Origin of the sequence: Arthrobacter sp. efr-133-TYG-120, assembly GCF_030209785.1 — a bacterium.
Classification (GTDB): Bacteria; Actinomycetota; Actinomycetes; order Actinomycetales; family Micrococcaceae; genus Arthrobacter.
The window spans coordinates 77,925-103,140 of record NZ_JARVRI010000017.1 but is presented as its reverse complement, the minus strand read 5'-3'; the positions used below and the strand labels follow the sequence as shown (position 1 = coordinate 103,140).

The 25,216-nt window shown below is 63.6% G+C and carries 24 protein-coding genes; 14 read left to right on the top strand and 10 right to left on the bottom strand.

What is annotated here, in order from left to right:
• Positions 1–109: 109 nt before the first annotated feature.
• Genes QRN51_RS11915 through QRN51_RS11905 form a run of 3 tightly spaced genes read right to left on the bottom strand, consistent with a single transcriptional unit; the run spans position 110 to position 2,608 of the window.
• Positions 110–712 (bottom strand): TetR/AcrR family transcriptional regulator, encoded by a 603-nt coding sequence (locus QRN51_RS11915; protein WP_078107744.1) that lies wholly within the window; start codon positions 710–712, stop codon positions 110–112.
• 53 nt (positions 713–765) lie between these two features.
• Positions 766–2,118 (bottom strand): phenylacetate--CoA ligase PaaK, encoded by a 1,353-nt coding sequence (gene paaK, locus QRN51_RS11910; protein ID WP_284990054.1) that lies wholly within the window; start codon positions 2,116–2,118, stop codon positions 766–768.
• A 7-nt stretch (positions 2,119–2,125) separates the two neighbouring features.
• Positions 2,126–2,608, bottom strand: a complete 483-nt coding sequence (locus QRN51_RS11905) for a hotdog fold thioesterase (protein WP_059389548.1) — start codon at positions 2,606–2,608, stop codon at positions 2,126–2,128.
• Between the two features lie 129 nt (positions 2,609–2,737).
• On the opposite strand from QRN51_RS11905, the gene QRN51_RS11900 reads away from it, so the two are divergent.
• The gene (locus tag QRN51_RS11900; RefSeq protein WP_284990053.1) at positions 2,738–3,292 is read left to right on the top strand and encodes a GNAT family N-acetyltransferase; all 555 of its coding nucleotides are present in this window, start codon (positions 2,738–2,740) and stop codon (positions 3,290–3,292) included.
• Between the two features lie 28 nt (positions 3,293–3,320).
• Here QRN51_RS11900 and QRN51_RS11895 read toward each other — a convergent pair whose 3' ends face one another.
• Complete coding sequence (locus QRN51_RS11895; RefSeq protein WP_284990052.1) at positions 3,321–4,181, bottom strand: DMT family transporter; 861 nt, start codon at positions 4,179–4,181, stop codon at positions 3,321–3,323.
• Positions 4,182–4,415: 234 nt separating this feature from the next.
• On the opposite strand from QRN51_RS11895, the gene QRN51_RS11890 reads away from it, so the two are divergent.
• The 3 genes from QRN51_RS11890 to QRN51_RS11880 all read left to right on the top strand — a co-directional run bounded on the left by QRN51_RS11890 (position 4,416) and on the right by QRN51_RS11880 (position 6,294).
• Positions 4,416–5,066, top strand: coding sequence for a TetR/AcrR family transcriptional regulator (locus QRN51_RS11890; RefSeq protein WP_284990051.1), 651 nt, complete (start codon positions 4,416–4,418; stop codon positions 5,064–5,066).
• Between the two features lie 171 nt (positions 5,067–5,237).
• Positions 5,238–6,038 (top strand): response regulator transcription factor, encoded by an 801-nt coding sequence (locus QRN51_RS11885; protein WP_284990050.1) that lies wholly within the window; start codon positions 5,238–5,240, stop codon positions 6,036–6,038.
• An 82-nt stretch (positions 6,039–6,120) separates the two neighbouring features.
• On the top strand, positions 6,121–6,294 hold the full coding sequence (locus QRN51_RS11880; protein ID WP_172465637.1) for a hypothetical protein: 174 nt from the start codon (positions 6,121–6,123) through the stop codon (positions 6,292–6,294).
• A 132-nt stretch (positions 6,295–6,426) separates the two neighbouring features.
• Here the strand turns inward: QRN51_RS11880 and QRN51_RS11875 are convergent, their stop codons facing one another.
• The 6 genes from QRN51_RS11875 to QRN51_RS11850 all read right to left on the bottom strand — a co-directional run bounded on the left by QRN51_RS11875 (position 6,427) and on the right by QRN51_RS11850 (position 13,911).
• Positions 6,427–8,058, bottom strand: a complete 1,632-nt coding sequence (locus QRN51_RS11875) for a sensor histidine kinase (protein ID WP_284990049.1) — start codon at positions 8,056–8,058, stop codon at positions 6,427–6,429.
• 55 nt (positions 8,059–8,113) lie between these two features.
• The gene (locus QRN51_RS11870; RefSeq protein WP_284990048.1) at positions 8,114–10,348 is read right to left on the bottom strand and encodes a S9 family peptidase; all 2,235 of its coding nucleotides are present in this window, start codon (positions 10,346–10,348) and stop codon (positions 8,114–8,116) included.
• A 66-nt stretch (positions 10,349–10,414) separates the two neighbouring features.
• Positions 10,415–10,924: a hypothetical protein gene (locus tag QRN51_RS11865; RefSeq protein WP_284990047.1), complete on the bottom strand. Its 510-nt coding sequence runs from the start codon at positions 10,922–10,924 to the stop codon at positions 10,415–10,417.
• Between the two features lie 43 nt (positions 10,925–10,967).
• On the bottom strand, positions 10,968–11,954 hold the full coding sequence (locus QRN51_RS11860) for a signal peptidase I (RefSeq protein WP_284990046.1): 987 nt from the start codon (positions 11,952–11,954) through the stop codon (positions 10,968–10,970).
• 84 nt (positions 11,955–12,038) lie between these two features.
• Positions 12,039–12,659 (bottom strand): TasA family protein, encoded by a 621-nt coding sequence (locus QRN51_RS11855; protein ID WP_284990045.1) that lies wholly within the window; start codon positions 12,657–12,659, stop codon positions 12,039–12,041.
• Positions 12,660–12,864: 205 nt separating this feature from the next.
• A complete protein-coding gene (locus QRN51_RS11850) occupies positions 12,865–13,911 on the bottom strand; it encodes an LCP family protein (RefSeq protein ID WP_284990044.1) in 1,047 nt (348 codons plus the stop codon).
• Positions 13,912–14,329: 418 nt separating this feature from the next.
• Here QRN51_RS11850 and QRN51_RS11845 point away from each other — a divergent pair, with 418 nt between their 5' ends.
• The 10 genes from QRN51_RS11845 to QRN51_RS11800 all read left to right on the top strand — a co-directional run bounded on the left by QRN51_RS11845 (position 14,330) and on the right by QRN51_RS11800 (position 25,212).
• On the top strand, positions 14,330–15,292 hold the full coding sequence (locus tag QRN51_RS11845) for a plastocyanin/azurin family copper-binding protein (protein ID WP_284990043.1): 963 nt from the start codon (positions 14,330–14,332) through the stop codon (positions 15,290–15,292).
• Positions 15,293–15,512: 220 nt separating this feature from the next.
• A complete protein-coding gene (locus tag QRN51_RS11840; RefSeq protein WP_284990042.1) occupies positions 15,513–16,178 on the top strand; it encodes a PAS and ANTAR domain-containing protein in 666 nt (221 codons plus the stop codon).
• 99 nt (positions 16,179–16,277) lie between these two features.
• A complete protein-coding gene (locus tag QRN51_RS11835; RefSeq protein ID WP_284990041.1) occupies positions 16,278–19,085 on the top strand; it encodes a PEP/pyruvate-binding domain-containing protein in 2,808 nt (935 codons plus the stop codon).
• A 546-nt stretch (positions 19,086–19,631) separates the two neighbouring features.
• Positions 19,632–19,859 carry a Flp family type IVb pilin gene (locus QRN51_RS11830; RefSeq protein WP_284990040.1) on the top strand — a complete coding sequence of 76 codons (228 nt, stop codon included), beginning with the start codon at positions 19,632–19,634 and terminating at the stop codon, positions 19,857–19,859.
• Positions 19,860–19,937: 78 nt separating this feature from the next.
• Positions 19,938–20,183 (top strand): Flp family type IVb pilin, encoded by a 246-nt coding sequence (locus tag QRN51_RS11825; RefSeq protein WP_284990039.1) that lies wholly within the window; start codon positions 19,938–19,940, stop codon positions 20,181–20,183.
• 124 nt (positions 20,184–20,307) lie between these two features.
• Positions 20,308–20,682 (top strand): TadE/TadG family type IV pilus assembly protein, encoded by a 375-nt coding sequence (locus QRN51_RS11820; RefSeq protein WP_284990038.1) that lies wholly within the window; start codon positions 20,308–20,310, stop codon positions 20,680–20,682.
• Positions 20,670–21,701: a Tad domain-containing protein gene (locus tag QRN51_RS11815; protein ID WP_284990037.1), complete on the top strand. Its 1,032-nt coding sequence runs from the start codon at positions 20,670–20,672 to the stop codon at positions 21,699–21,701. The genes QRN51_RS11820 and QRN51_RS11815 overlap by 13 nt, the downstream gene beginning before the upstream one ends.
• A gap of 33 nt (positions 21,702–21,734) precedes the next feature.
• Positions 21,735–22,505: a Flp pilus assembly protein CpaB gene (cpaB, locus tag QRN51_RS11810; protein ID WP_284990036.1), complete on the top strand. Its 771-nt coding sequence runs from the start codon at positions 21,735–21,737 to the stop codon at positions 22,503–22,505.
• Positions 22,502–23,695, top strand: coding sequence for a CpaE/TadZ family protein (locus QRN51_RS11805; RefSeq protein ID WP_284990035.1), 1,194 nt, complete (start codon positions 22,502–22,504; stop codon positions 23,693–23,695). The genes cpaB and QRN51_RS11805 overlap by 4 nt, the downstream gene beginning before the upstream one ends.
• Positions 23,695–25,212: a TadA family conjugal transfer-associated ATPase gene (locus tag QRN51_RS11800; protein ID WP_284990034.1), complete on the top strand. Its 1,518-nt coding sequence runs from the start codon at positions 23,695–23,697 to the stop codon at positions 25,210–25,212. Before QRN51_RS11805 ends, QRN51_RS11800 begins: the two co-directional genes overlap by 1 nt.
• The last annotated feature ends 4 nt before the right edge of the window (positions 25,213–25,216 follow it).

Here is a 25,216-nt window from a genome sequence, read left to right as displayed (position 1 = left end):
ATATATGTGAGCGAGCGTCGGTCGAAAGTGCCGTATATGTGAGCGGGCGTCGGTCGAAAGTGCCGTATATGTGAGCGAGCGTCTGAGGGGGCGGGGAAAACCGGGCGACCTACGCCGAGGCGTGGAGGCCGTCGAACGCCATGGTGATGACGTCGTCGGCCAGGCGCTGCGGGGAGAGCGAGCCGCCCGGTTTGTACCACTCCACAATCGAGTTGATGGTCCCGAACAGGAGCCGGGTCACGGTGCGGGGGTCGATGTCCTGGCGCAGCGTGCCTTCTTCGCGGGCGGCCGAGATCAACGCGGCCACCTTGTGGTCGAAGGCACGACGCCGTTCCAGGGCATCGCGCTCAATGTCGGTGTTGCCGCGGAGACGCAGGAGCAGCGTGACGAACGGCAGCCGGTCCACCAGCACGGCGATGGTCTGCCGTAGGACAAACTCCAAACGCGCGTCGGCCGCCCCGGTAACAGCCTCGGGCTGTTCCAGGATGGCCTCGAGCCCACCCAGTGCGTGCTCAAGGGCGAGCTTTAGGAGGTCGCCCTTGGACGGCACGTGATGGTAGATGGCTGATTTTGAGATGCCCAGGTTTTCGGCCAGAATGCCCATGGATGTGGCGTCGTAACCGTGCCGGTTGAAGACGTCGACGGCGATGAGCAGCACTGATTGCTGGTCGTATCCGGGGCGTCCCCGCTTGGTTACTGTTTCACTAGGCATGCTGGCCATTTTCTCATGAACGGTCGGTTGATTCGCGCATGCGCCCGGCCACGTTACCTCTTGGGTCGCATGTCGTAGACGCGGCGCAGCTTGCCGTTGGAGCGCTCAAGCGAACCCGGCTCCACGACGTCCACCACGCACGAAGAACCCACGTGGATCTTGATCTGTTCGCGCAGGGCGTGTGCCGCCGTCGTGCCCGCCTCGACCGAAACGTTCTCGCGGCGCTCAATCTTGACCGTCAGCGAATCCATGCGCTTGCCTTCGGGGCGGGTGAGCTCGAGTTGGAAGTGCGGGCTGAGCTCGGGGATGCGCAGGGCGATTTCCTCGATCTGTGAAGGGAAGAGGTTCACACCGCGCAGGATGATCATGTCGTCGCTGCGTCCGGTGATGCGGCCCATGCGGCGGTGCGCGGGGCGGGCGGTGCCGGGCAGCAGTCGAGTGAGGTCCTTGGTGCGGTACCGGATGATCGGCAGCGCTTCCTTGGTGAGCGAGGTGAAGACGAGTTCGCCCGGCTCGCCGTCGGCCAGCACGGCGCTTTCCCCGCGGGAGGGATCGAACGGATCGATGATTTCGGGGCGGAAGTGGTCTTCCCAGATGTGGCAGCCGTCCTGGGTCTCCACGGCCTCGCCGGCTACGCCCGGGCCCATGACTTCCGAGAGCCCGTAGATGTCGCAGGCCTTGATGTTCATGGTGGTTTCGAGCTCATGCCGCATTTCCTCGGTCCACGGTTCGGCTCCGAGCACGGCGTACTTGAGCGAGGTCGACGCCGGATCCACACCCATGTGCGCCATCGCGTCGGCGATTGTGAGCAGGTAAGTCGGGGTCGCCAGGATCGCGTCCGGCTTGAAGTCCTGGATCAGCTGGATCTGGCGTTCGGTCTGGCCGCCGGACATCGGGATGACGGTGCAGCCGAGCGCTTCGGCACCGGCGTGGGCGCCCAAACCGCCGGTGAACAGGCCGTAGCCGTAGGCGTTGTGGACCTTCATGCCCGGCCGGACGCCGGAAGCGCGGAGCGAGCGGGCCACGAGGGTTGCCCAGTTGGCGAGGTCGTTCTTGGTGTACCCGACGACGGTAGGGCGGCCCGTGGTTCCGGAGCTCGCGTGGATGCGGGCTACTTCGTCTTGCGGTACGGCGAACATGCCGAAGGGGTATTCCTGGCGGAGGTCTTCCTTGGTGGTGTACGGGAACTTGCCGAGATCGGACAGTTCGCGGAGATCGGAAGGGTGGACGCCGGCGTCGTCGAACTTGCGCTTGTACAGTGGCACGCGATCGTAGGCGTAGGCCACGGTCCGTTGGAGGCGGCTCAGCTGCAAGGCCTCGAGCTCGTCGCGGGAGATGGTTTCTTCGCGATCTAGCTGTGCGGTGTTAAGCGGTGCGTCGGGAGCGGCGACGGTGTTCTGTGTCATTGTCTTCCTACTTCTTGGAGATGGTGCGGCTGCGGCCACGGAACTCGGCGATGAGCTCGCCGTAGCTGCCCGGTTCTTCGGGAGACCCGACGGCGGAAGGTTCGCTTGCGTCGGCCGCGAAGATTTGGATGTCGTACAGGCCGCTGCGGCCGTTGTTGGCGCGACGGTTCGCGACGGCGGTGATCACTTGGCCTTGATAGGCCGGCTTGAGGAAGTTGATGTCGACGCCGGCGGCGACAGTTATGGTGTCGGCTTCCGACGGCGAGGGGTTGGCCGGGTTGCATGCCAGTGCAAAAGCTGAATCGGCGAAGGCGAAGATCATTCCGCCGTGGGCCATTCCGAAGCCGTTGAGCATTTCCTGCCGGAGCTTCATGCGGACGGTGGCGTGGCCGTCGTCGACCTTGAGCACCTCCAGGCCCATCCACTCGGAGGCGTAGTCGTTCTTGAGAATCTGGTGCTGCGCTGCGCCAGAAAGGGTGGTCTCAACCATGCGTCATTGCCTCCAGCTTTATTTACCGAATGTTCATTAGGTAATCCCAGTTTGCTTGAACTGTCAAGAGGAGATCGCTCGGCGGGACGGATCCAGACCCCCAAAAACCCAACGTAGTAGCCTCGAGTCATGCCGCTCATCGAACTGCCCATCCGGACCCCGAGGCTCGTGCTTCGCAGGTTCGAGGCCACTGACCTGGAGCGATTCCACGCCTACCAGTCTCTGCCCGAGACGGCGCGCTTCCTGCTCCGGCAGGAATTGACCCTCACGCAGTCCATGGAAGCGTTGGGCCGCTACGCCAACTTCTCTTTCGAACAAGAGGGCGACTGGGTGTGCCTCGCCATAGAGCGCGCGGACGCGGCGGGCTTGCTTGGCGAAGTGGTGCTCAAGTGGCTGCCGGGCACGGGGCAGGCCGAAATCGGCTGGATCTTGGCGCCGGAAAGCCGAGGCCAGGGCTACGCCGCAGAAGCGGCCGAAGCCGTGCTCCGCCTGGGTTTTGAAACCCTCATGTTCCACCGGATCGAGGCCAAGCTGGATGCCCTGAACACCTCGTCGTCGGGATTGTGCGAACGGCTTGGGATGCGCCGCGAAGCCGAGCTCGTGGACAACTGGCATTACAAGGGCCAATGGTCCACCGAAGTCATCTACGCGATGCTTGACTCGGAGTGGCGCGCGCGGAAATAGCGCCCGCTGCGAGCTGCTTGCGGGACGGTCATGGTGCGGGCTCCAGTTCTTTCTCGGGTGCGATGGATGCGGTTGCCCGGGAGAGAAGGATGACGCCGGCCAATGCGGCCGCGCCACCGAGGAGCGAGGCGACACCCGGGACTTCGCCGAGCAAAATCCACCCGAGCAGCAGGGACAGCACCGGCACGACGTACAGGAGAGAACCGCCCTCTGCCACGCTTGTCCGCGAGAGCGAAACGTTCCAGAAACCGTAGCCCACCACGGTGCAGATCACCACGAGCACGGCCAATGCCAGCCAAGCGTTCCACGTGAACTCGGACGGCGTCGCTGCGAACCGGGCGGTCGGCAGGGTTGCCACTCCGCCGATGAGGGATCCCCAGAAGACCACTTCGAGCGGAGGGACGCGTGCCAGCAGGGGCTGCTGGACGATGAGGAATGCCGACAGGAGAAGTGCGGCTGCCACGATGTACAAGGCATCGCCGTTGAAGCCGACGGCCGCGGAATCGCCCAGCGTAATGGCTACGACGCCTGCTACGGCAAGCAGCATCCCCCAGTAGCCCAGGCCCGACGTTCTCTCCCGTAACATCAGATGACCGAGGACGAACGCGAAGACGGGCGAGATATTCAGCAGGAGACTCGCTGTTCCGGCCGGAACAGTCGTCTGCCCGAGGTTCAGGAGCAGGCCGAAGCCCGCATACCCCAGTAATCCCGCGACAAGCATCCTCGGAATGTCACCACCCCGCAGCGTAAGCCGCTGCCGCCGGATCAGCAGCACCAAGCCAAGCACGACGGCGGCGCCCAAGTAGCGCAGCGGCGTGAGGTCCTGGGGGTCCATCACCTTCAGGGCCTCGCGGGTAGCCACGTATGTGGGCGCGGAAGACAGCACCATCAGCATATCTGGTCTTCGGTACCATCCGGTCACAATTGGGGCCTTCCCGGTGAAGTGGCCCTTTGCTTCAGGGCGCTTATTCAGGGAACTATTGCTCTCCCGGACGATTTATTCGTACAGTACATGAATTAGATCGTTCGCGGAAGAAATAAAGAGCAACTATTCCTTGAAGAGACCTTTGAGAAGCGCATTAGTCGGACATCGGCCTGAGCAGGGGAAACGGGGACGAGCGACATGACGGCGACCGCCAAGGACCACGAAGAGCGGCCTCGCGCCAAGACTGCCGGCGAACGGCAGCGGCACCCCACTGAAGTGCGGCGTCAGCTGGTGGTTGACGCCGCGCGGGACCTGATCGCGGACAAAGGACTGTTCAATGTCCTGATCCGCGACATTTCAAAAGCCTGCGGAGTGTCACCCGGGACCATCACTTACCATTTCAAGAGTCTCGACGAAGTCCTGATGGAAGTAGTCAAGGCGGAAACCGCAGACTTCTACGTTCCCCTGCTGGAGAGCGCCAGAGGGTCCGGCGACCCTACTAGGGAACTGCTGTTTTTCCTCGAGGGGATGTTCGGCTCCGACGCGAATTCCCGCAGGCACTGGCTGATCTGGTTCGATTTCTGGTCCGCTGCGGCCAGGGACGAAGCCTACGGAAGCTGGATGAGCGAACACTACGACGGCTGGCGCAACGCCTTGCGCGAGATCACCGAGCGCGGCGTCAGCGAGGGATCCTTCGTCTGTGACGATCCCCAAGGTTTCGCCATCGAGACTGCAGCCATGGTGGATGGCCTCGCCGTCCAGTGCTATGCGCGGGGTTCGTCCCTTCCGGTGGAAACATCGCGGAACCTGCTTATCGCGTTCGTGAGGCGAGAGCTCCAGATCAGGTGAGCAGTGCGACCAGGAAGAGTGCCGGAAATAGCCCCGCCGCGACGCCGGCACGGCCGCGGGCGCGCGCGTAAAGCGGACTTACGCCGACATGCGCGAGAATAGCAGGTACCGCTGGTGTTAAGGTGGGCTGAGCATAAGAGAGATGGGGATCTTGAAGTGGGCGCATCGGGCGTGGCTGTAGTAATCGAGGATGACGATGACATCCGTGAGGTAGTCCATGCCGTCCTCGAGGCATCGGGCCTGGAGGTTTACGCGGCCGGAAACGGCGTCGACGGCGTGGATGCGGTCCGCCTTCACAACCCCGACGTGATCACCTTGGACCTTGGCCTGCCCGACATTGACGGGATCGAGGTCACCCGCCGCGTCCGCGAGTTCAGTGACGCCTACATCATCATGCTCACCGCCCGGGCACGTGAAGTGGACACCCTGCAAGGGCTGGCCATCGGCGCCGACGACTTCGTCACCAAGCCCTTCCGGCCGCGCGAACTCCTGGCCCGGGTTGAGACGCTCCTTCGGCGGCCGCGTGGCAGCAAGCTTTTGAGCAGCTCCGGAGGGAGCCCGACGGCGGAGCTGCCGCCGGCCCCGGCGTCGAACTCGCCAACCGGACCCACACCTGCGCTGCCGGCGGCTGAGCCATCGGGACTGGAACACAATGGCCTTTTCCTGGACGTAGCCACGCGGACCACCCGGGTGGGAACCGAAGAGGTGCAATTGACCCGCACCGAGTTCGACCTTCTTCAGGCCCTCATGGAGGCCGGGCGCGTTGTGCGAAGCACCACGGGGCTTGCCCGCTGGCTCCACGCCAGGGAGTACGAAACGGGAGGCTTTGTCAGCGAATCCGAAGAGCGCGCGATCCAGGTGCACATCGCCAATCTGCGGCGGAAGCTCGGCGACTCGGCGCAGTCGCCGCGGTGGGTGGAAACAGTGCGTGGCGTCGGTTACCGCCTAGCGGCAAAGACATCGGAAAACTGACCCAATCTTAAGCGAACCTTTAACAACGCTCTTTACGCTGGGAAAGTCAACTTCGGATTTTCACGGCTCAAAGGAGCATCGCATGAAAAAATTCGCCGCAACACTGCTCATGACGGGCCTGCTGGCTATTGGCGGATTTGTCACCCCTGCCAATGCCGCACCGAAGACCACGCACGACACCACCGGCACAACAGTAACGACGGTTACCACCGGCACTGTTGTGAACTACGCTCAGATCGGTTGGTGGCCCAACTGACTCGCACTAGATGCCGTTTTGGCGCCTCATAACGGCATCTACTGCTAGCTACTTGGGTAGACGGGCAAGAAGAAGCTCCACACACCGCCCCGGGCCACCGCCCAGGGGCGGTGTTTTTTTGGGCGGCCGCCCTTAGCTCTCGGTATCCAGCGGGAGCCGGACTGAAACCGTGGTTCCTACGCCCAGGGCGGACTCGACGTCGAGCCGGCCGGAATGGCGTTCCACAATGTCGTGGGCAATCGCCAGGCCAAGCCCGCTCCCGGGGATGGCCGCAGTGGAGGCGTTTGAAGCGCGGAAGAACCGTGTGAACACCTGTTCGATCTCGGTTTCGGGGATCCCGACGCCGGTGTCCTCCACGCGCACCACCACGCTGGGAACCGTCCCCGGGTCCGATGTGACCCCGCTGCTGACCGCGACGTGGCCGCCGTTGGGCGTGAACTTGATCGCGTTGCTGATGATGTTGGCGAAGACTTGCTCGAGCTTGGCCTCGTCGGCCTGGACGGTCATGGTTCCGGGCGCATGCATCACAGTGAGGGACAGCGAACGGGAGTCGGCGAGCGGCTGCAACGTCGAGACAACAAGCCTGAGCAGGGTGCCCACATTCACGCGGCTCAATTCGAGGTCGCCGGAAGTGTCCTGGTGCGAGACGGTGAGCATGTCTTCGATCAGTCGTCGGAGCCGCTCGGCATTTCGCGAAATGACATCGACCATCCGCTCGACGCCCGCGGGAAGAGGTCCACCGGCGCCAGCGCGGATCATGTCCAGGTATGCCGTGATGGACGTCAGGGGGGTACGGAGTTCGTGGTTCACCGTGGTGAGGAAGTCGGTCTTGGCCTGGTCGAGTTCCTGGAGCTTGTACATGACCTGCTGTTGCGCGCCAATCAGGTGGCTCTGCATCAGGCCATACGCCAAGTTCCCCGAGACGTGCTGAATCAGGCCTATTTCGGCCCGGGTCCATTCCTGCGCCGTGTCCGGGCGGGCGATCCAGATGACGCCGAGAACGAGGTCTCCCTCGCCTACCGGCACCACAACAGAGGCCGACGGCGCCCCCGCACCACCGGTATCACCCGCACCGCCGGATTCACCCGAGGGAGCCCGTTTGGGCAGCGGCTGCACTTCCGCTTCTGCCCACAACCGTTCCGCCAGTTCGAACGTGGCGATTTCGTCAGTGAGTTCTCCCGGCAGGACTCCCGGCACCAGTCCGGGCGCATTCCATTCGGCGCTCACCTGCGGCACCCGGGTATCCGGGAACGTCGTGAACCAGACGTGTTCCGCGCCCAAGGCCTCGCCGATTCCGTCGACCAGGTGCCGGGCAATCAGGCCTGGATCAATGGTTGACCGGATCGCCGCGGATACCTTCCGCAGGCTCTCCCTCAGCGACTCGGCTTCCGAACGGCGGCGCGTCCGTTCGGCGGCGCGGGCTATCAGTACCAAGGCCCGGTGCACCCGAAATGCGGGAGGCTGTCCTCGGTAGGTGTAATCAGCAATCGTCCACCCTTCCAGGGCAGCAACATCCAGCTCGTTCTCGGGATCCAGCAAGAGCAAAACCGGAACGCTGTTCCGGGGAAGGAACTCCCGGAGGTCGTTGTCCACCACCAGCACGTCGCACGGTTCGCTTTCCAGCGCGGCCGCAAGTGAACCGGCGTCGGGCGCTGAACGAACCCTAAACCCTGCCGCGGCGAGCGCTGCAACCGTCTCGGCGAGGCGGGCCGGGTCAGGGTCGGCCACCAAGGCCCGGTTTGGCAACGATGCATTGTCAGTCAAGCTACGCTCCTACTGTCCGGTCCGTCCCCCCACGGGAAGCCTACTATCGAGAACGTTACTTGAGTCCGGCTCCAGGCAGCAGTTCGACGGCGCCAAGGGAGTCCGCGACGAAGGCATAGTCCCACGCGCGCTCGCGCCACTGCACGTACCGTCCCGATGCTCCGCCGTGTCCACCGTCCATCTCGATCTTCATGACGATGGGCGCACTGCCCGTGGTCTCGGAGCGCAGCACCTGGACCCATTTGGCCGGTTCAACGTAGAGCACGCGGGTGTCGTTGAAGGACGTGACCGCTGCGATCTGCGGGTACGAAACGGCCCGGATGTTCTCGTACGGGGTGTAGGACTTCATGTACTCGTACACCTCGGGATCCGTGATGGGGTTGCCCCATTCTTCCCACTCGAGCGCGGAGAGCGGCAGCTCGGGGTCCAGGATGGTGTTGAGCGCGTCCACGAACGGCACGGCCGCCACGATCGCCGCGTACTTTTCCGGCGCGAGGTTGGCCACGGCGCCCATCAGCAGGCCGCCCGCGGAGCCGCCCATGGCCGCGATCCGCTCCGGCGCCACCCAACCGGAGGACGCGAGCCAGTCCGTTGCCGCGATGAAGTCGGTGAAGGTGTTTTTCTTGTTGAGCTTCTTGCCGTCGTCGTACCAGCGCCTGCCGAGCTCGCCGCCGCCGCGGATGTGGGCGATCACCATGACGATTCCGCGATCGAGGAGGGACAGCCTGGCCACGCCGAAGCCGGGATCCATGCTGACCTCGTACGAGCCATAGCCGTACACCAGGCCGGCGGCGCTTGAGTCCCGCGCAAGGGAGGCGTGCCGCAACACGGACAGCGGGACGCGCGTGCCGTCCGCCGCCGTCGCCCATTCCCGGGTGGCCACGTAGTCGGACGCGGTGTACCCGCCCAGCACCGGGCTTTCCTTCCGCAGCAGCAGTTCGCCGTGCGGCAGCGCGGCGGTGGGCAGCACGAAGTCGTACACGCGCGACGGCGTGAAGTAGGACGTGTAGCCGATGCGGATCACGGGCGCTTCATAGTCGGTTCCACCCACGCCGGCCGTGTACAGCTCCTCGTCGAAGGCGGGCTCCACGGCGGCGCCTTGCGCGGCGGTTCCCAGCCCGGCGAGCGGAAGCACCTGCACGCGTTCGATCGTGTCCTGCCGTACCGACACCACCAGATGCGTCGAGGTGACGCCCGCTCCGTTGACGCGAACGGCGTCGGAATGCCCGACGACGGTGCGCCAGTTCTGCTCGGACGGCGGCTTGGCGAACTCGGCCGGGTCCGCGATGGACACCATCGAGTTGATGGCACCCTTGTTGTGGGTCAGGAGGATCGTCTCAGCTTTTTGTCCATCAACACCATCGAGGAGGAACGGCTCGGCCTCGTAGAGGATGTGTTCGTCGCGGGAAATCACGGTGGACAGGCCGGCGTCGAAATCGTCGAAGCGCAGCAGGCGCGTCTCGCTGAATTCCGAGCAGCCGATGCTCAGCACGAGGTACCTCCGGTCGGAGGAGAGCTCGAATCCGAGCCACATTGCGACGTCGTCCTCCTGGTAGATGACCTCGTCCTCGCTGACGGGCGTGCCCAGGACGTGCGACTTCACCTGGTACGGGCGCCAGGAATCGTCAACCACGGTGTAGAAGATCCGCGTGCCGTCGGGGGAGAAGGCCACGCCGTAGAAGATGTTCTCGATGACGTCGGGCAGAAGTTCACCCGTGCGCAGGTCCTTGATGCGGAGCGTGAAGCGTTCCTCGCCGGAGTTGTCCACCGCGTAGGCATAGAGGTTGCCGTCTACGGTCACGGCGGTTCCGCCAATGGAGAAGAACGGCTTGCCTTCCGCCTCGGCGTTCCCGTCCAGCAGGACTTCTTCACCCGGGAGTTCGACGCCGGGTTCCACCGCCGGCGGGGTCCAGTCCGCCACCGGGTTGCCCGAGTTCGCGGCCTGGACGCGGCACTGGATGCCATACTCCTTGCCCTCGACAGAGCGGGTGTAGTACCACCAGCCATCCTTGCGGCTGGGGACCGAGAGGTCCGTCTCCTGGGTGCGTCCCTTGATTTCCTGGAAGATCGCCTCCCGCAGCGGTTCCTGGTGTGCGGTGACGGCTTCCTGGTAGGCATTTTCAGCCTTCAAGTGCTCAATGACCTCGGAGGATTCCTTGTCCCGCAGCCATTCGTAGTTGTCCACGAAAACATCGCCGTGGTGCTCGCGGGTGTGCGGCACCTTCTTGGCGACGGGGGCCGTTGGGCCTTCGGCGTGGGATGGCTGGGCGGAACCGGAAGTCTGGGTCATGCTCTCAATATATAGAGCCTGACGGACGCCGGAGCCCGCGTTCGCTGCGGGGGTAGCGGTGTGCGCTTAGGTGCAGGTGAACTGGCCCGACGTGGGGGTGCCCGTCCAGGTGTTGTTGGTGCCGGGGACCGGATACTGGTTGCTGACCGACCAATTCCAGGTTCCAAAGTGGGGAATGATTTTCGCCGTGTAGGTTCCGCCCCCACTTTGGTTGCTGTTGCCGCTGAAAAGGACGAGCCCGAGGCTGGAAGTGACGGTGAACTGTCCTACGAATCGGGGATCGGAAAGTGCCCAGTTCGTGACGCTGATGGTGAGGTTCGATCCCTGGCAACTCGCGCTGACCGTGGCGGTCGAAGCCAGGGTGGCGGAGGAGACCGGGAGGGCAGCGCCCGCAGCTGAGTTGAACGCGGCCTGCGCGATACCGGGAGCGAAGACCAACACCGCAGCCGCTGCCAGGACCGCGGCGACGCGCCCCAACGCAGGCGTCTGCGCTGCGTCGGCGGTGCTCCGGCTTCTACGCAAGGTCAGCGGCTTTCTGTCAGGCCCGGTGGTCCATTCCATTCTCACCGCTTTCATGCGGTAAGGGCAGGGCATCCGGTTCGGTTCTGTGAAGAGGATTTTACGCGGCGCGCCGGGTGGTGTGACCACCCAGGGCTTTTTCCAGCTGTGGTTGGTGCTGGCGGACGAGTTCCCCGGCTTGGGCTGCCGCGGTGTGATCGGTTGTGACCAAGGCGTGTTCGAGCCGGACGCAGTGCTGTTCCATCCGGAGCGCACCCACCATCGAGGAGCTGGTTTTCAGGCTGAGCACCGCATCCATCGCGAGGTCGCTGTCGCCGGTACTCAGTGCGTGGCTGATCTTGTCCACACGCTGGGGAAGCATCTTGGCGTAGGCGGCCGCGAACTTCTCGGCAGCCTCCTTGCTTTTCATTTCCCGTGCCAGGCGCTTGAGCGGGCGACGGTCAAAGGCCGGCAGGGCGGCGCCGGTGTCCACGGCGCCGTCGTCGCCTTCGGGCTTTTTCCGCCAGATGGAGACGAGAACCATGACCACCAGGGCGGCCGGAGCGCCATACATCAGGACCTTCAGGACCACGGGATCACGAAGAGCGCGGATCGCGTTGCCCAGGTACGGGACGGTGAACACCTGGCGGTCAACCTGACCTCCGGCCAACGTTGCTGTCCAGGGGTCGGCGCCGTTGTTCGCGTCGCCCTTGGTGCGGACGGTGGCAGTGCCTTGGTTGTTCACCGTCAGGTCGATGATCCGGTGGGTCTCCACCCGCTGGTCCTCCACCGGAATGTGGTAGGTGATGATGTCCCCGACCTTCAGGTTCTGGACCGCCACGGGAACGGTGACAACCACGTCTCCCGGGTTGATCAGGGGCGACATCGAGCCGGTGAGCATGGTGCTGGTCTGGTAGCCGAGGACGCGGGGCCCGACCGCGAGGAAAAGGAACGCAGCCACTGCCGCGACCATGATCGTGGTGGTGATGACGCTGACCAGCGCCCGGGCAATCTTCGACGCAAGACCCGGGTTCTTGCCCGAGCCGGGCGTCGCCGTCGTGGTGGCCGTCTGGGAGACCCGCCGGTGGCGGACCAGTGAAGCGGTCATGGCTGGGTCTCCGTTCTTGTGGAAGGCCCTCCGCCGTCGTTTGCATGGGGGGCTCGACGGCGGAGGGCTGGCTGGGTGGGGGTGTTACTGGTTGGTGGCGGTGCGCTGGGTGCCGGTGAAGTTGAAGGCGATGGTGCTGCTCTGGTTCTGGAGGGTGTTGTCTGCGGTGGAGGGCAGGGTGAGGGTGACGCGGAGGTTGTCGGTGTGTCCGGCGGTGACCGAGGTGAGGTTGGCCAGGGTGAGGTTGGCGCCGATGACGGGGCGGGAGGCGAGGACGCTGGTGGTGGTGCCGGAGCAGGTGTAGGTGTAGGCGGGGGCGGTGCCGGCTTCGGTCCAGGCGGTGGAGCAGTTATCGACGGTGACCTGCAGGCCCATGGTGGTGTTGGTGTCCAGCAGGGAGGTCGGGGAGGCGGCGGTGGTGAGGGTGATCGCGGAGAGGTTCTGGTTTCCGGTGGCGTTGGTCAGGGTGGCGACGCGTTGGACGGTGTCGCCGGGGACCAGGCCGGAGGCGGCGACGCTGAGGCGGTTGGTGGTGCCGGTGGCGCCGAGGGCGATGTTCACGATGCCGGAGGCGACGGTGTTGCTGGCGGAGGTGCTGGAGGTGAAGGCGCCGTAGGTTCCCAGTCCTGCCACGCCGGCAGCAGTGCCGACCAGGGCCAGGGATGCGATGACTTTGCCGGTGGTGGTTTTCAGGTTGAGACCCATGATCGTTTTCCGTTTCTTGAAGCCCGTGAGACCGGGACTTTGCTGTCCGATGTCCTCTACTTTCGGGCAGGTTTTTTAGGAAGCCGCAAGGTTCCCGCAAGCTTTTCTCGAAGTTTGGTTAAAGATTCGATCAAGTAGTTTTCGAGTGGTGGGAGGCAAATGCATTGCTGCCTCCCAGTAGTGGAAACGAGTAGCCCGCGTTGCCTCAGTAACCGTGGGCTGCCACATACTGCGGGAGGGTGTCGTCCCGCAGCGCCGCGGCCACTTCCCCGATCCCCGCGTAATCCGGCAGAACGATCGATTGTCCGTCCGGGGAAGTACCCGTGCCCGCGGTGGGCAAGGTGAAGAAGACTGATGCCGTGGGATCCACGGTGCGGAGTCCGTAGGCCAGGATGGCGACGGACATCGGGTCAAAGCCGTCGTCCACGGTGAGGTCATTGGCTGCGAATTGGACGAGTCCCAGCACGCTGGCAGGATTCTGCACGCCTCCCGAAAGCTTGACCAGGAGAGCGCGGAGGAACGTCTGCTGGTCGCGGACGCGCTGGTAGTCGCCGTCGACGAAGGCATGCCGCTCGCGGACAAACTCCAGGGCGGCCTGTCCATCCAAGTGGTTGATGCCGGCCACGAATTGATGCTGGGTCTCAATAGTGGAGGTGAACGGAAGCGTGACATTGACGTCGATACCACCTAAGGCATCCGTCAGGAGTTTGAAGCCGTGGAAATCAAGCATGACCGTGTGGTCCACATGGGCGCCGAGCAGCGATTCCACCGTACGGACCACCAGGGGGGTGCCTCCCAGACCAAGGGCCGAATTTACTTTTGACGCGCCGTAGCCGGGGATGTCCACCCAATTGTCGCGCATGATCGAAATACCGTAGACCTTGTGCCGGTCCGCCGGAACGTGGATCAGCATCAGGCAATCCGAACGTTGGTCCGATGCCTGGCCTGTTGTGATGGTCTGGTTGTTCTCCTCTTTGGCATTTTCACGGCTGTCACTGCCGATCACCAGGATGTTCATTGGCGCCGCCGGAAGCTCCGGGATTGTCGGCGGGGCAGGTGCGGGGGCGGGTGCGGCAGCGGTTGGCTTACGTGTTTGAGTTGCCGACGGCGTGGGGGTCGCGGTGGGGCTTGAGGAGGACGGTGCGGAGGACGGGGTCTTGTTGGATCCGGCGATGACCGCGGCCAAAACCACCATCAGGGCCAGCAAAACTGCCAGTCCCGCCGCAAGCCACAGTCGCCGTCGTCCGTTCATGTCCGGAACGTATCACCCAGGTGGGTTAAAAACGCGGCAGGGAAGGCCTCATTTCGGCCACAAAAATCGCCCGAGCGCAGTCCTGGTGTCTCGACAAAATAACGTCTTGGTAGCACGATGAGAGATAAATCTCTCGCCTTCACATGGGCCGGTTTTGCCGTGTCCTTTCGGTTCCGTAATGGGGGGCTCTTGGCCCACGGAACCGGACGTTATCCCTGCGAGCAAGGGAGGATCCTGCATGGCCCCAACGCCGTGGCGCCGCGCCGTATGCGGGGGACGGGCAGCAGTTGCGAGCTGAAGTTCATAGGGAATTAAAAGAAACCGAGTCACCGTCAAACGACGCCATGGTCTCCGGCGCGTCAAAATTTCCAGGCTAATAACAGCCGGTCAGCAAAGATTTTCCTAAGGAATGAGTCTTATGACTGCTCATCCAAAACCCCTCTTATTGCCGCGCTTTCGGGCGCTCATGATTTTGCTCCTTGCCCTGGTATTGCCGGTCGCGCTCAGCGGCACAGCGGCAGCGGACACTGGCAAATCCCCAAGGACGTGGACCGTCCAGGTCGGCTCCGAATCGTCGGACCAGGCCATCCAGGGAATGTCCTTCCTGCCGAAGAACATCTACATCAATGCGGGTGACAAGGTCACCTGGGAGGCCAACGCGGCCGAAATACATACAGTCACGTTCCTGGCCGCCGGGCAAACCATCGAGTCCACGCAACCCTTTGATCCATTCAGTCCCCTCTATATATCCGCGCAGGGCGGCACCTCCTACGACGGGCACTCCTATTACAACTCCGGCGTGATGTCGAACGTCTCGAATAGTGGGTTCGCCGAAGTCGGTTCCTACACTTTGAAGTTCCCGGATACCGGCGATTTCACGTACTACTGCCTGGTGCATGGCGCGGCCATGAAGGGCACAGTCCACGTGCGGGCCAAGGGTACGGACTACCCGTACACCCAGGGGCAATACAACAACCGGGTAGAGCGGGCTGAACGGGCCATCATCCGTGACGGCAACCAGCTATGGAGCGACGCCCGCGACCAGGCGGACAACCACACCGTGATTGCCGGAGCCGACGACGGCGTGGCTAGTGTCATGCGGTTCATCGAGCCAAAGGTGGTCATCCATGTTGGCGAGAGCGTGAGCTTCGTGAACAACGGCATGGGCGAGCCGCACACGGTGACCTTCGGTGCCGAGCCGGCCAACCCGTTCCCGCCGCTGGGCGATCCGACGAATTACACGGGCGGGCAGCTCAATTCGGGTATCTTGCCGCCGGGCGTGACGTTCACGGTGACCTTCAACAAGGCAGGGGTGTACGACTACATCTGCGCACTCCACGACTACTTTGGAATGGTCGGCAAGGTGGTGGTGAAGGACTAGCTGCTGATTCGAACGCATACTGGGGCTTGTTTCCCGTACGTGGTAGTTTCTTGCATATCCGGGGCTGGTTTCCTGCATGGGCGCTACAAACACCCGGCCGGGAACCAAGCCCCGGGTTGCGGCGGGCCGTGAGCAGGCGGTGCGCACCGCCGTCGTACGCGTTGTATTCTGTACGCTTAGCTGAATTAATAAGCAACCTTATGAAATGAGTCTTTGCGCCATGTTGGACAGCCCTCATACGTACTCGAGTGCACTGGGCGCCCCCGGCTTTCCGGCCGGAACTTTCCTCTTTGACCCGCTCACCGGGAAAGCGGAATGGTCCGACGGGCTCTTCAATCTCCACGGCTACCAGCGTGGGGAAGTAGTGCCCACGCTCGAGCTGCTGATGTCGCACAAGCACCCGGATGACCGGCCGCGGGCCATGGAGATCCTGGCTCAGGTATTCCGCGAGGGCGGACACTTCTGCATTTACCACCGGATCATCGACGCGCAGGGACATGTCCGCAGGGTCCTGACGGCGGGGAATGCGCAACGGGGCCCCTCGGGCACCGTCGCGCTCGAGGGGACCACGGTGGACCTGACGTCCACGCTGCGGCGGGAAACCGAGCAGGCGGCGCGTGACGCCGTCGCGGGCGCCAATGCGACGCGGGGCGTCATCAATCAGGCACGCGGCATCCTGATGGGGCGGTTGCTCCTCAGCTCCGAGGCCGCCTTCAAACTGCTGGCGGGTTGCAGCAGCATGACGAACGTCAAAGTCGCAGTCCTCGCCTCCCACCTTGTTCGCGTGGCTGACACCGACGCGGGGCCGGAAGCAATGGACGAGTTCATCCGTGTTCTCCAGGCCTGCGACCAAGCGGCGGTGAAACGCGCGTTGAGCCCCCAGTAAGAAGCCGGCCGGCCCAGCCATCGCCTCGCGCCCAACGGCGTGGCAGTATGTTGTGGGTCAGGCTCGATGAGGGCGTCTCCGCGACAAGGAGCGACGGTCATGACCTACATCTTCAACTTCGCCGATGTCCAGGCAGCGGACGTCGCCGTGGCGGGCGGCAAGGGCGTCGGGCTGGGCAACCTGGTCCGCGCCGGGCTGCCGGTCCCTCCCGGGTTCGTGCTGACCACCGCAGCGTATGAGGCCTTCGTGGATGCCAACGGGATCCAGGCGCGCATCCAGGAACTGGCGACGCTCCCGCCGGAGGCCGCGCCCCAGGATTACGAGGACGCCTCGGCCGCGATCCGGGACCTTTTCACCGGTGGGACCATGCCTGCGGCCATCGCATACGAGCTCGCCGCCGCTTATGAAGGCCTTCGCGGCGACGACGGCGGCGACGAGGGCGGCGAGCGGCCCGGCGAGGGCGGCGGGCCCGACGGTGACGACGGCGGCTCCGCGCCGGTTGCGGTGCGCTCGTCCGCCACGGCCGAGGACCTTGCCTCGGCCAGTTTCGCCGGGCAACAGGAAACCTACCTCAACGTCCGCGGGGCGGAAGCGCTGGATGCCGCCGTCGTCGACTGCTGGTCTTCCTTGTGGACGGCGCGGGCCATGGCCTACCGGAACCGTGAAGGCATTGCGCCCGGCGATGTACGCCTCGCAGTGGTTGTCCAGCGAATGGTGGAGGCCGAGGCGGCCGGGGTCATGTTCACCGCCAATCCTGCCAACGGCCGACGCGACCAGATCGCCATCAGTGCCGCGTGGGGCCTGGGGGAGTCCGTGGTCAGTGGAACCGTCACTACGGATGACCTTGTTGTGGAAGCTGGAACCGGCCGCGTGCTCTCGCGCCGGACGTCCGACAAGGAAGTCATGACTGTGTACGCCGAGGGCGTCCCGGACCGCGCCGCCGACAGCGCCGACGTCGCGCCGGACCAAGGAGGCACTACGGAGCAGCCGGTCCCGGCGGCGCTTCGGAACCGGGCCGTGCTCGACGACGGGGCTGCCGCCGCGCTGGCCCGCTATGGAACGAGGATTTCGGACTACTTCGGAACTCCGCAGGACATCGAATGGGCGCGGGCGGACGGCAATTTCTTCATGCTGCAATCCCGACCCATCACGGCATTGCCTGAACCCGTAGCCGATACCCCGGACACCTGGCCGTTGCCCTACCCGAAGGGGCTCTACTTCCGGGCAAGCATCGTGGAACAACTGCCGGACCCGCTCTCGCCCCTGTTCGCCGACCTCATCGACGGCTCGGTGACCAGGTCCCTCAAGGCCCTGATGAACGAGGCCGTTGGGAGCGAAGTGGTCAGGGACGGCGACGTCGGGCTGCCCACTATCAACGGGTACGCGTACTACTACTACCGCACCGCGGCGATGTGGCGCGTGATGGGCAAGGTTGGTCCCGCCGTGGTCGCCTTGGCTCGTGGCAAGGCACACATGGGCTTGGCTGGCTGGAGGGAATTCTCGCATCCGCGCTATAAGCAGGTGCTCGAGGACTGGTCCGCCAAGTCCCTGGGGGAGCTTTCGGGAGAGGAGCTGATTGCGGGTGTCCGGACGCTGCTCGACGCCGGAACCGTGTACTACACGGCCGTGGAGTCCGTCATACCGATCGCCGCCACGAGCGAAATTTCCTTCCGCGCGTATTACGACAAACTCATCCGACGCGCTGGAGATCCTTCGGCGGAGACGTTCCTCCTCGGCTACGACAGTGAACCCATACGGGCAGAGAAATCGTTGTACGACCTCGCCGCGTGGGCACGGGAAGTCGAGGGGCTCGCCCCGGCAATCCTCAATCAATCGACGGCCGCACTGGCCGAGTCGCAGAGAAACTGGCTCCCGCCTGCCGGCATGGACCCGGCCCTTTGGCAGCAATGGCGTCCGCGTTTCCAAGCCCACCTCGATCGCTTCGGCCATGCGGTCTACAACCTGGATTTCGCCAGCCCGGTGCCGGCCGACGATCCTTCGGCGCTATTGGACACGGTGAAGTTCTACCTCCGGGGCCAAGGCAACGATCCGCATGAGCGCCAGCGGCTCTCAGCCGCCCGGCGGGAGGACCAAACCGAGCGAATACTCGCCCGGCTCGGACGGACCCGGCTCGGGCGGAGTCGTAGGGCGCCGTTCATCCGTCTGCTCCGGTGGGCGCAGAAGTCCGCACCGATCCGCGAAGACGCGCTCGCCGACGTCGGGCTCGCCTGGCCGCTGATCCGGCGGATGCTGCTCGAACTCGGACAACGGCTGGTCTACTCAGGCGTCATCGCCCGCCCCGCCGACGTGTTCTGGCTGCGGCAACAGGAGCTGCAAAGCGCCGTCGAGTTCGGCCTCGCCGCGCCGCAACCGCCGGGCTCGACGGAACCGCCCGCACCCGTGGCCGTGGCAATTACCGGGGCGGCGCGCCCCGTCCGCGCCGACGTCGTCGACGAGCGCAAGATGCTTTGGCGTGGCCAGGCCAAGGCGGCCGCGCCGCAACTGCTGCCGGAGACCCGTTGGATGAAGGGCGCTTTCGAATCGATGATGCCGGCACGCTCCCAGGACCAGGCGGGCGACGTCATCAAAGGAGTCGGCGCCAGTGCCGGCCGGGTCAGTGCTCCTGCGCGTGTGCTGGGCGGGCCCCAGGATTTCAGCCAGATGGCGCCTGGCGAGGTCCTGGTTGCCCGTATCACCACTCCCGCGTGGACCTCGCTGTTCGCGATGGCCTCCGCCGTGGTCACGGACGTTGGCGGCCCGTTGAGCCACAGCTCCATCGTGGCCCGGGAGTACGGCATCCCCGCCGTGCTCGGCACCGGAGTCGCCACCCAACGGCTCACGAGCGGCCAACAAATCACCGTCGACGGCGACGCGGGCACGGTGACCGTCGAACCCCCACCCGCCTAGCGTTGCGCCCCCCTCCGACGCTCGCTCACTTTTGGGGTGTTTTCGGCGGACGCTCGCTCGCGTATATCCGAGCGAGGGTTCGGGGGTGGGGCCACATATCCGAGCGAGGGTCCGGGGATTCGGCCACATATCCGAGCGAGGGTCCGGGGGTGGGGCCCGACGGCGGCGGGGCGGTTGTGCTGTTGGGGCGCCTTTGGGTTGTGCCCCCTCGGACGCTCGCTCACTTATGTGGTGTTTTCGGCGGACGCTCGCTCGCTTATATCTGAGCGAGGGTTCCGGGATTCGGCCATATATCCGAGCGAGGGTTCGGGGGTGGGGCCCGACGGCGGCGGGGCGGTTGTGCTGCTTTCCCACCTTTGCTCGGGCTCGGCAGGAAAGCCCAAGATCGCAAGGATTTCCCTAGGTTTACCCCAAGAAATGCGCAGGATCGCGAGTCTTGACACAGGAAGTCCCAAGGACTGCTCCACGGGGTATTTGGCGTTGCTAAGTTGCTAGAGAGCTGGTGCTGGACCAGCCCACATTCCCCAACTCGCTCAGGAGTTTCACATGTTTTCTCTGGTCTCAAACACCGCGTCCCGCATCCGTCGTGACGAAACCGGCGCGACCGCCGTCGAGTACGGCATCATGGTCGCCCTCATTGCTGTTGTCATCATCGTCGCTGTCACGCTGCTGGGTGGAAACCTGAAGGAGACCTTCAGCAACACGGCTTGTAGCGTGAAGGGCGGCGTCTACACGGCGGCCACAGCTACGGTTGCCGGCTCCTGCTCCAAGTAAGTACACCCCACTCAGGGTTGGACGTTAGCCCGGGCATGCGCCCCCCGCAACGTTCGCCGATACATGCTAGGAGATTCAGTGCTTTCCAACGTCCTAAAATCCATGTCTCGCGCGCAGCGTGACGAAACCGGCGCCACCGCCGTCGAGTACGGCATCATGGTTGCCCTCATCGCTGTTGTCATCATCGTCGCTGTGTCACTGCTCGGCGGGAATCTCGTCGAGACCTTCAACAGCACGGCTTGCAGCGTCAAGGGCGGCGCTTGGACCGGGACCGTCGCTGCATCCGGTTCGACGGCGGCAGTTCCCGGCAGTTGCTCGAAGTAGCCGTCACCGCAGGAGCCAGTTTGGTGGGTGGGGCTCAAATCCCACCCACCGACACCCCTTTTTTCTAGAGGCTCCCTTCTTGTTTCAACAGCACGCGGCTCCACAGCACGAAAGGCAGACTCTCATGGCCAGGGCAGCAGAGCGCGGTGCCGTGGCGGTCGAATTCGCGTTGCTGGCACCAATCTTGGTCATGCTGCTCCTGGGCATCATGGAATTCGGCAGGGCCTATAACGCGCAGGTATCGCTCTCAAATTCAGCCCGGGAAGCGGTCCGGGTTATGGCGATCTCGAATGATCAAACGGCGGCAAAGACAGCAGCTAAGAACGCAGGCGTCTCGCTGAATCCAAAACTGCAGGACACGAATTTCGTCTTCACTCCCGCCAGCTGCACCTCGGGCGCCCAAATGTCCGTGACGATCAACTACACCCTCAGCACCCTCACGGGAATCGCGGGGCCTTTTCCCATGCAAGGCGTAGGAGTCATGGTATGCAGCGGCTGAGGGGCGAGGAGAGCGACGGCGAACGCGGAGCGGTAGCGGTCCTCGTCGCGCTCATGTTGGTGGTGCTGCTCGGTTTTGCAGCCATGGCAGTGGATGTAGGAATGCTGTACTCGGAAAGGGCGCAGGTCCAGAACGGGTCCGACGCCGCGGCCCTCGCAGTGGCACAAAAGTGCGCCGCCAACACGAGCGATCCGAACTGCTCATCGACGTCTCCCATCGCAAGCAGCATCGCAAACAAAAACGCCATCGACGGTTTGAACAACATCAAGTCCGTCAGCTTGGATCTGACGAACCGGCAAGTCACCGTGACCGCCGGAGCCCAGCAGGCGGGCGGCGCGCCGAACGCCGTCTCGCTGTTCTTCGCCCGCGTCCTGGGCTTCAGCTCGAGCGACGTTGTGACCACGTCCAGTGTTCAGTGGGGGAGCGCCGTAGCTGGTAGAACCGCCTTTCCCCTCGTATATTCCATCTGCCAGGTGCAGGGATACATCGGCGGAGCCCTCCAGCTTCTTCAGGATCATGGCTCCGGTGCCAATCCCAGCTGCAATTACGGCCCTTCAGGCGCCACGGTTGCCGGGGGATTTGGCTGGATTGTCCAAGATCCCGGCGTGTGCGGCGGCACCATAAACCTCGCGGCGAGTGAAGGCGGGAGCGCGCCGGGCAACAGCACACCGGGTAACTGCGCAACCACCCTTCAAAAGTGGGCAGATACCATCACCGCTGGTCGGGACGTCGTCGTTCTGCTTCCGGTCTTCGACGCTGTCACAGGTACGGGAAGCGGCGCCGTTTACCATCTGGTGTCCTTCGCCGCATTCAAAGTGACCGGGTGGAAGTTCAGCGGCAACAACAGTCTTCCCGACAGCTTCCGCAACACGAATTCCGATGTCTCCAACGCTCTTGCATGTACCGGAAACTGCCGCGGGATCATCGGGAGTTTCGTTAAGTACGTTTCGCTGGCGGATGGCTACTCGCTGGGCCCGGTAGACGCGTTTGGGGCGACCATTGTCCGCCTCACCAATTAGCTTTCATCCATTCATTGAGCACAGGAGTAGTAAGTGAAGTCACGCTTGTTGGCCGGATCGGCAGCGGCACTGCTGGCCGTCGTCGGGGTGATTCTCGTCTTCTCCTACGCTCAGGGCGCGGACCAGCGGGCTGTCCAGAACCTGGCTCCGGTTGACGTGTTGGTTGTCAAGGCCGCGATCCCGGCCGGCACCTCCGTGGACGCCATGAAGGATTCCGTCGTTACCCAGCAAATGCCGGGATCGGCCGTGCCAAAGACAGCGCTACACACGCTCGGGGATTCGGCAGGCAAGGTCGCCGCCGTCGACCTCGTCCCTGGCGAGACTTTGGTGGCCGAACGTTTGGTGGCCCCGGATGCACTCAAGACTCCGGGGGATGTCAAGGTGCCGGCAGGGCTTCAAGAGGTCTCCTTTCAACTGGAACCCCAGCGGGTAGTCGGGGGACTGCTGGTTCCAGGTGATCACGTCGGAATCTTCATCTCCATGGCGAATGGTGGAATCGAGGCGAAGCCGGACAAGGAAACCACTGAATTGGCGATTCACAAGGTTCTTGTGACCATGGTGCAGCGCGCCCCGCAGCCGGCAGCGAGTGCACAGGCGACGCCGAATCCGAGTTCCGGTGCGGCCGGCTCCAAAGACAGCGCGCTTCCTACGGGCTCCCTCATGCTCACCGTTGCAGTGAGCGATGTGGACGCATCCAAGATTGTCTTCGCCGCCGAGTTCGAAAAGATCTGGCTCAGCAAAGAGCCGTTGGATGCCAAAGACAGTGGTCCCACCGTCATGCAGAAGAGCGGGGTATACAGGTGAGCCGTTTTGTCCTGATAACCCCCAATACCGATTTTGACCAACGGCTGCGCCAAGCTGTTGCGGGTGGCCTGCCCGGAAGCGTGCAGACATTCTTCACGAGCGTTTTGCCTGCCGATCCTGCTGAGCTGTTTGGCGCGCTCAATCAGGAACAACTCGAAGTGCTGATTCTGGGACCTGACGTTCCCGTTGAGGACGCCCTTCGCTTGGCTACCGTCTTCGATGTGCAATTGCCGGAGCTGAGCGTGATCCTTGTGAGCGAATTGGATCCGTCTTTCGTGCTCCAGGCCATGCGGTCCGGTATTCGCGACATCATGAGCCCGGCAGCGGACGTGGCCCAGATACGGATCATGCTTGAGCGCGCATGCCAGTCTTTCGCCAGCCGGCAGCGCACCATGGAACCCAAGCAATCGGGCTCCCCGAAGGGCTTGGTGATCGGCGTCTTTTCGCCCAAGGGTGGCGTGGGCAAGACGACCATCGCCACAAACATCGCCGTGGGGCTGGGGAAGATCGCGCCCATGAGCGTGGTGATCGTCGACCTGGACCTGCAATTCGGTGACGTCGCCTCCGGGCTCTACCTCAATCCGGAACATACTGTTACCGACGCCGTCACGCCGTCGGCCAGCCAGGATTCCTTGGTACTCAAGGCCTTCCTGACGGTCCACCCGGCAAGCATTTATGCCTTGTGTGCGCCGAAGGACCCCGTTGAAGCAGACGAGATCTCGCCGGAACAGGTGGGCAGGCTCCTCGAACAGCTCGCCCAAGAGTTCCAGTACGTGGTAGTGGACACGGCACCCGGACTACCCGAAATCGGGCTTGCTGCCCTCGAACAATGCTCGGACGCTGTCTGGGTGACGGGCATGGACGTTCCTAGCGTCCGCGGCCTTCGCTCCGGCCTGGACATTCTCCGCAGGCTGAACCTCCTGCCGGAAACCCGGCACGTGGTGCTCAACATGGCTGATTCCAAGTCGGGGCTGTCGGTCCAGGACGTCGAATCGACCGTCGGTGCTCCGGTTGACGTGAGTATCCCTCGATCGAAAGCCGTCGCATTCTCAACAAATCGCGGCATTCCCGTGCTCCAGGACTCGGTAAAGGATCCGGCCGTCAAAGGGCTCAAGCAACTTGTGGAGCGGTTCAATCCCACGTGGCGTGCCACGGCGCAGCGCAAACTGCACAGAAGGGTAGTGGTCTAATGAAGCTTTCCGAACGCCTGCATGCTGCCGAGGACAAGGTCGAGGTGTCTGTCGGCCGGAGGGTCGCAAACACGCCGTCTTCGCCCAAACCGACGTTCGCTGAGTCCACTCAGCAAGGAAGGCCAATTACCGGCGGGAAGCCTAGCGGTGCCGCAAAACCCCACACGTCAGTCAAGCTGTCCGACGTCCCTGACTCGCCGAAGCTCAGGACCCCGCAACCGGTGGACGCTTTCGCTGCCCTCAAGCAGCGCGCCGCTACGGCGCTGTTCGAGCGACTGGGGGCAAGGTTCAACGACTCAAGCGTCAGCGAACAGGAGTTGCGGTCTACTGCTCGGGAAGAGCTCATCCGGATCATCGACGGCGAGCAGGTTCCATTGTCCGCGGACGAACGCAGCAGGCTCGTGGCGGACGTGGCGGATGACGTCCTTGGCTACGGGCCGCTTCAACGATTGCTGGACGATGCAGACGTTACCGAAATCATGGTCAACAGGATGGACCAGATTTACGTCGAAAGAAAAGGCAAGCTGACCTTGACGGATTCCGGCTTCAGCTCCGAGGACCATCTCAGGAGGGTCATCGAACGCATTGTTTCGAAGGTGGGGCGCAGGATCGACGAGTCGTCCCCTCTTGTTGACGCGCGACTTGAAGACGGCTCGCGCGTCAATGCCGTGATCCCTCCCCTCGCGGTGGGCGGATCGTCGTTGACCATCCGAAAATTCAGCAAAATACCGTTGACCATCAGGAACCTGATCGACTTCGGCACGCTCACACCCGAGATGGCTGAGCTCCTTAACGCTTGCGTCAAGGCGAAGCTGAACATCATTGTTTCCGGGGGTACCGGAACGGGTAAGACCACGTTGTTGAATGTCCTGTCTTCTTTCATCCCCGAGGACAACCGGATTGTCACGATTGAGGACGCCGTAGAACTGCAGATCCAACAGCAACATGTGGTCAGGCTTGAGAGCAGGCCCCCAAACACCGAGGGCAAGGGTGAAGTGACCATCAGGGAGTTGCTCAGGAACTCCCTCCGTATGCGGCCGGACAGGATCGTCGTCGGCGAGGTCCGCGGCGGAGAGTCCCTCGATATGCTGCAGGCGATGAACACCGGGCACGACGGTTCACTCTCAACGGTGCACTCAAATTCCCCTCGCGATGCGGTGGCACGCCTTGAAACCTTGGTGCTCATGGCCGGCATGGACCTGCCGCTGCGCGCAATCCGCGAGCAAATTGCCTCGGCCGTGAATCTCATCATCCAGATCTCCCGTTTGCGGGACGGAACGCGCCGAATCACACACGTCACCGAGGTTCAAGGGATGGAAGGCGACATCGTCACTCTCCAGGACGCCTTTGTTTTCGACTACTCGGCTGGTGTTGACGCCCACGGGATGTTTCTTGGAAGGCCCGTCCCGACGGGTATCCGTCCGCGGTTCATCGACCGCTTCGATGACCTGGGCATCCGCGTTTCTCCCGGGGTATTTGCCGCTCCCCTGGCAACTGCAACAGCAGCAAGGACGTGAGTGG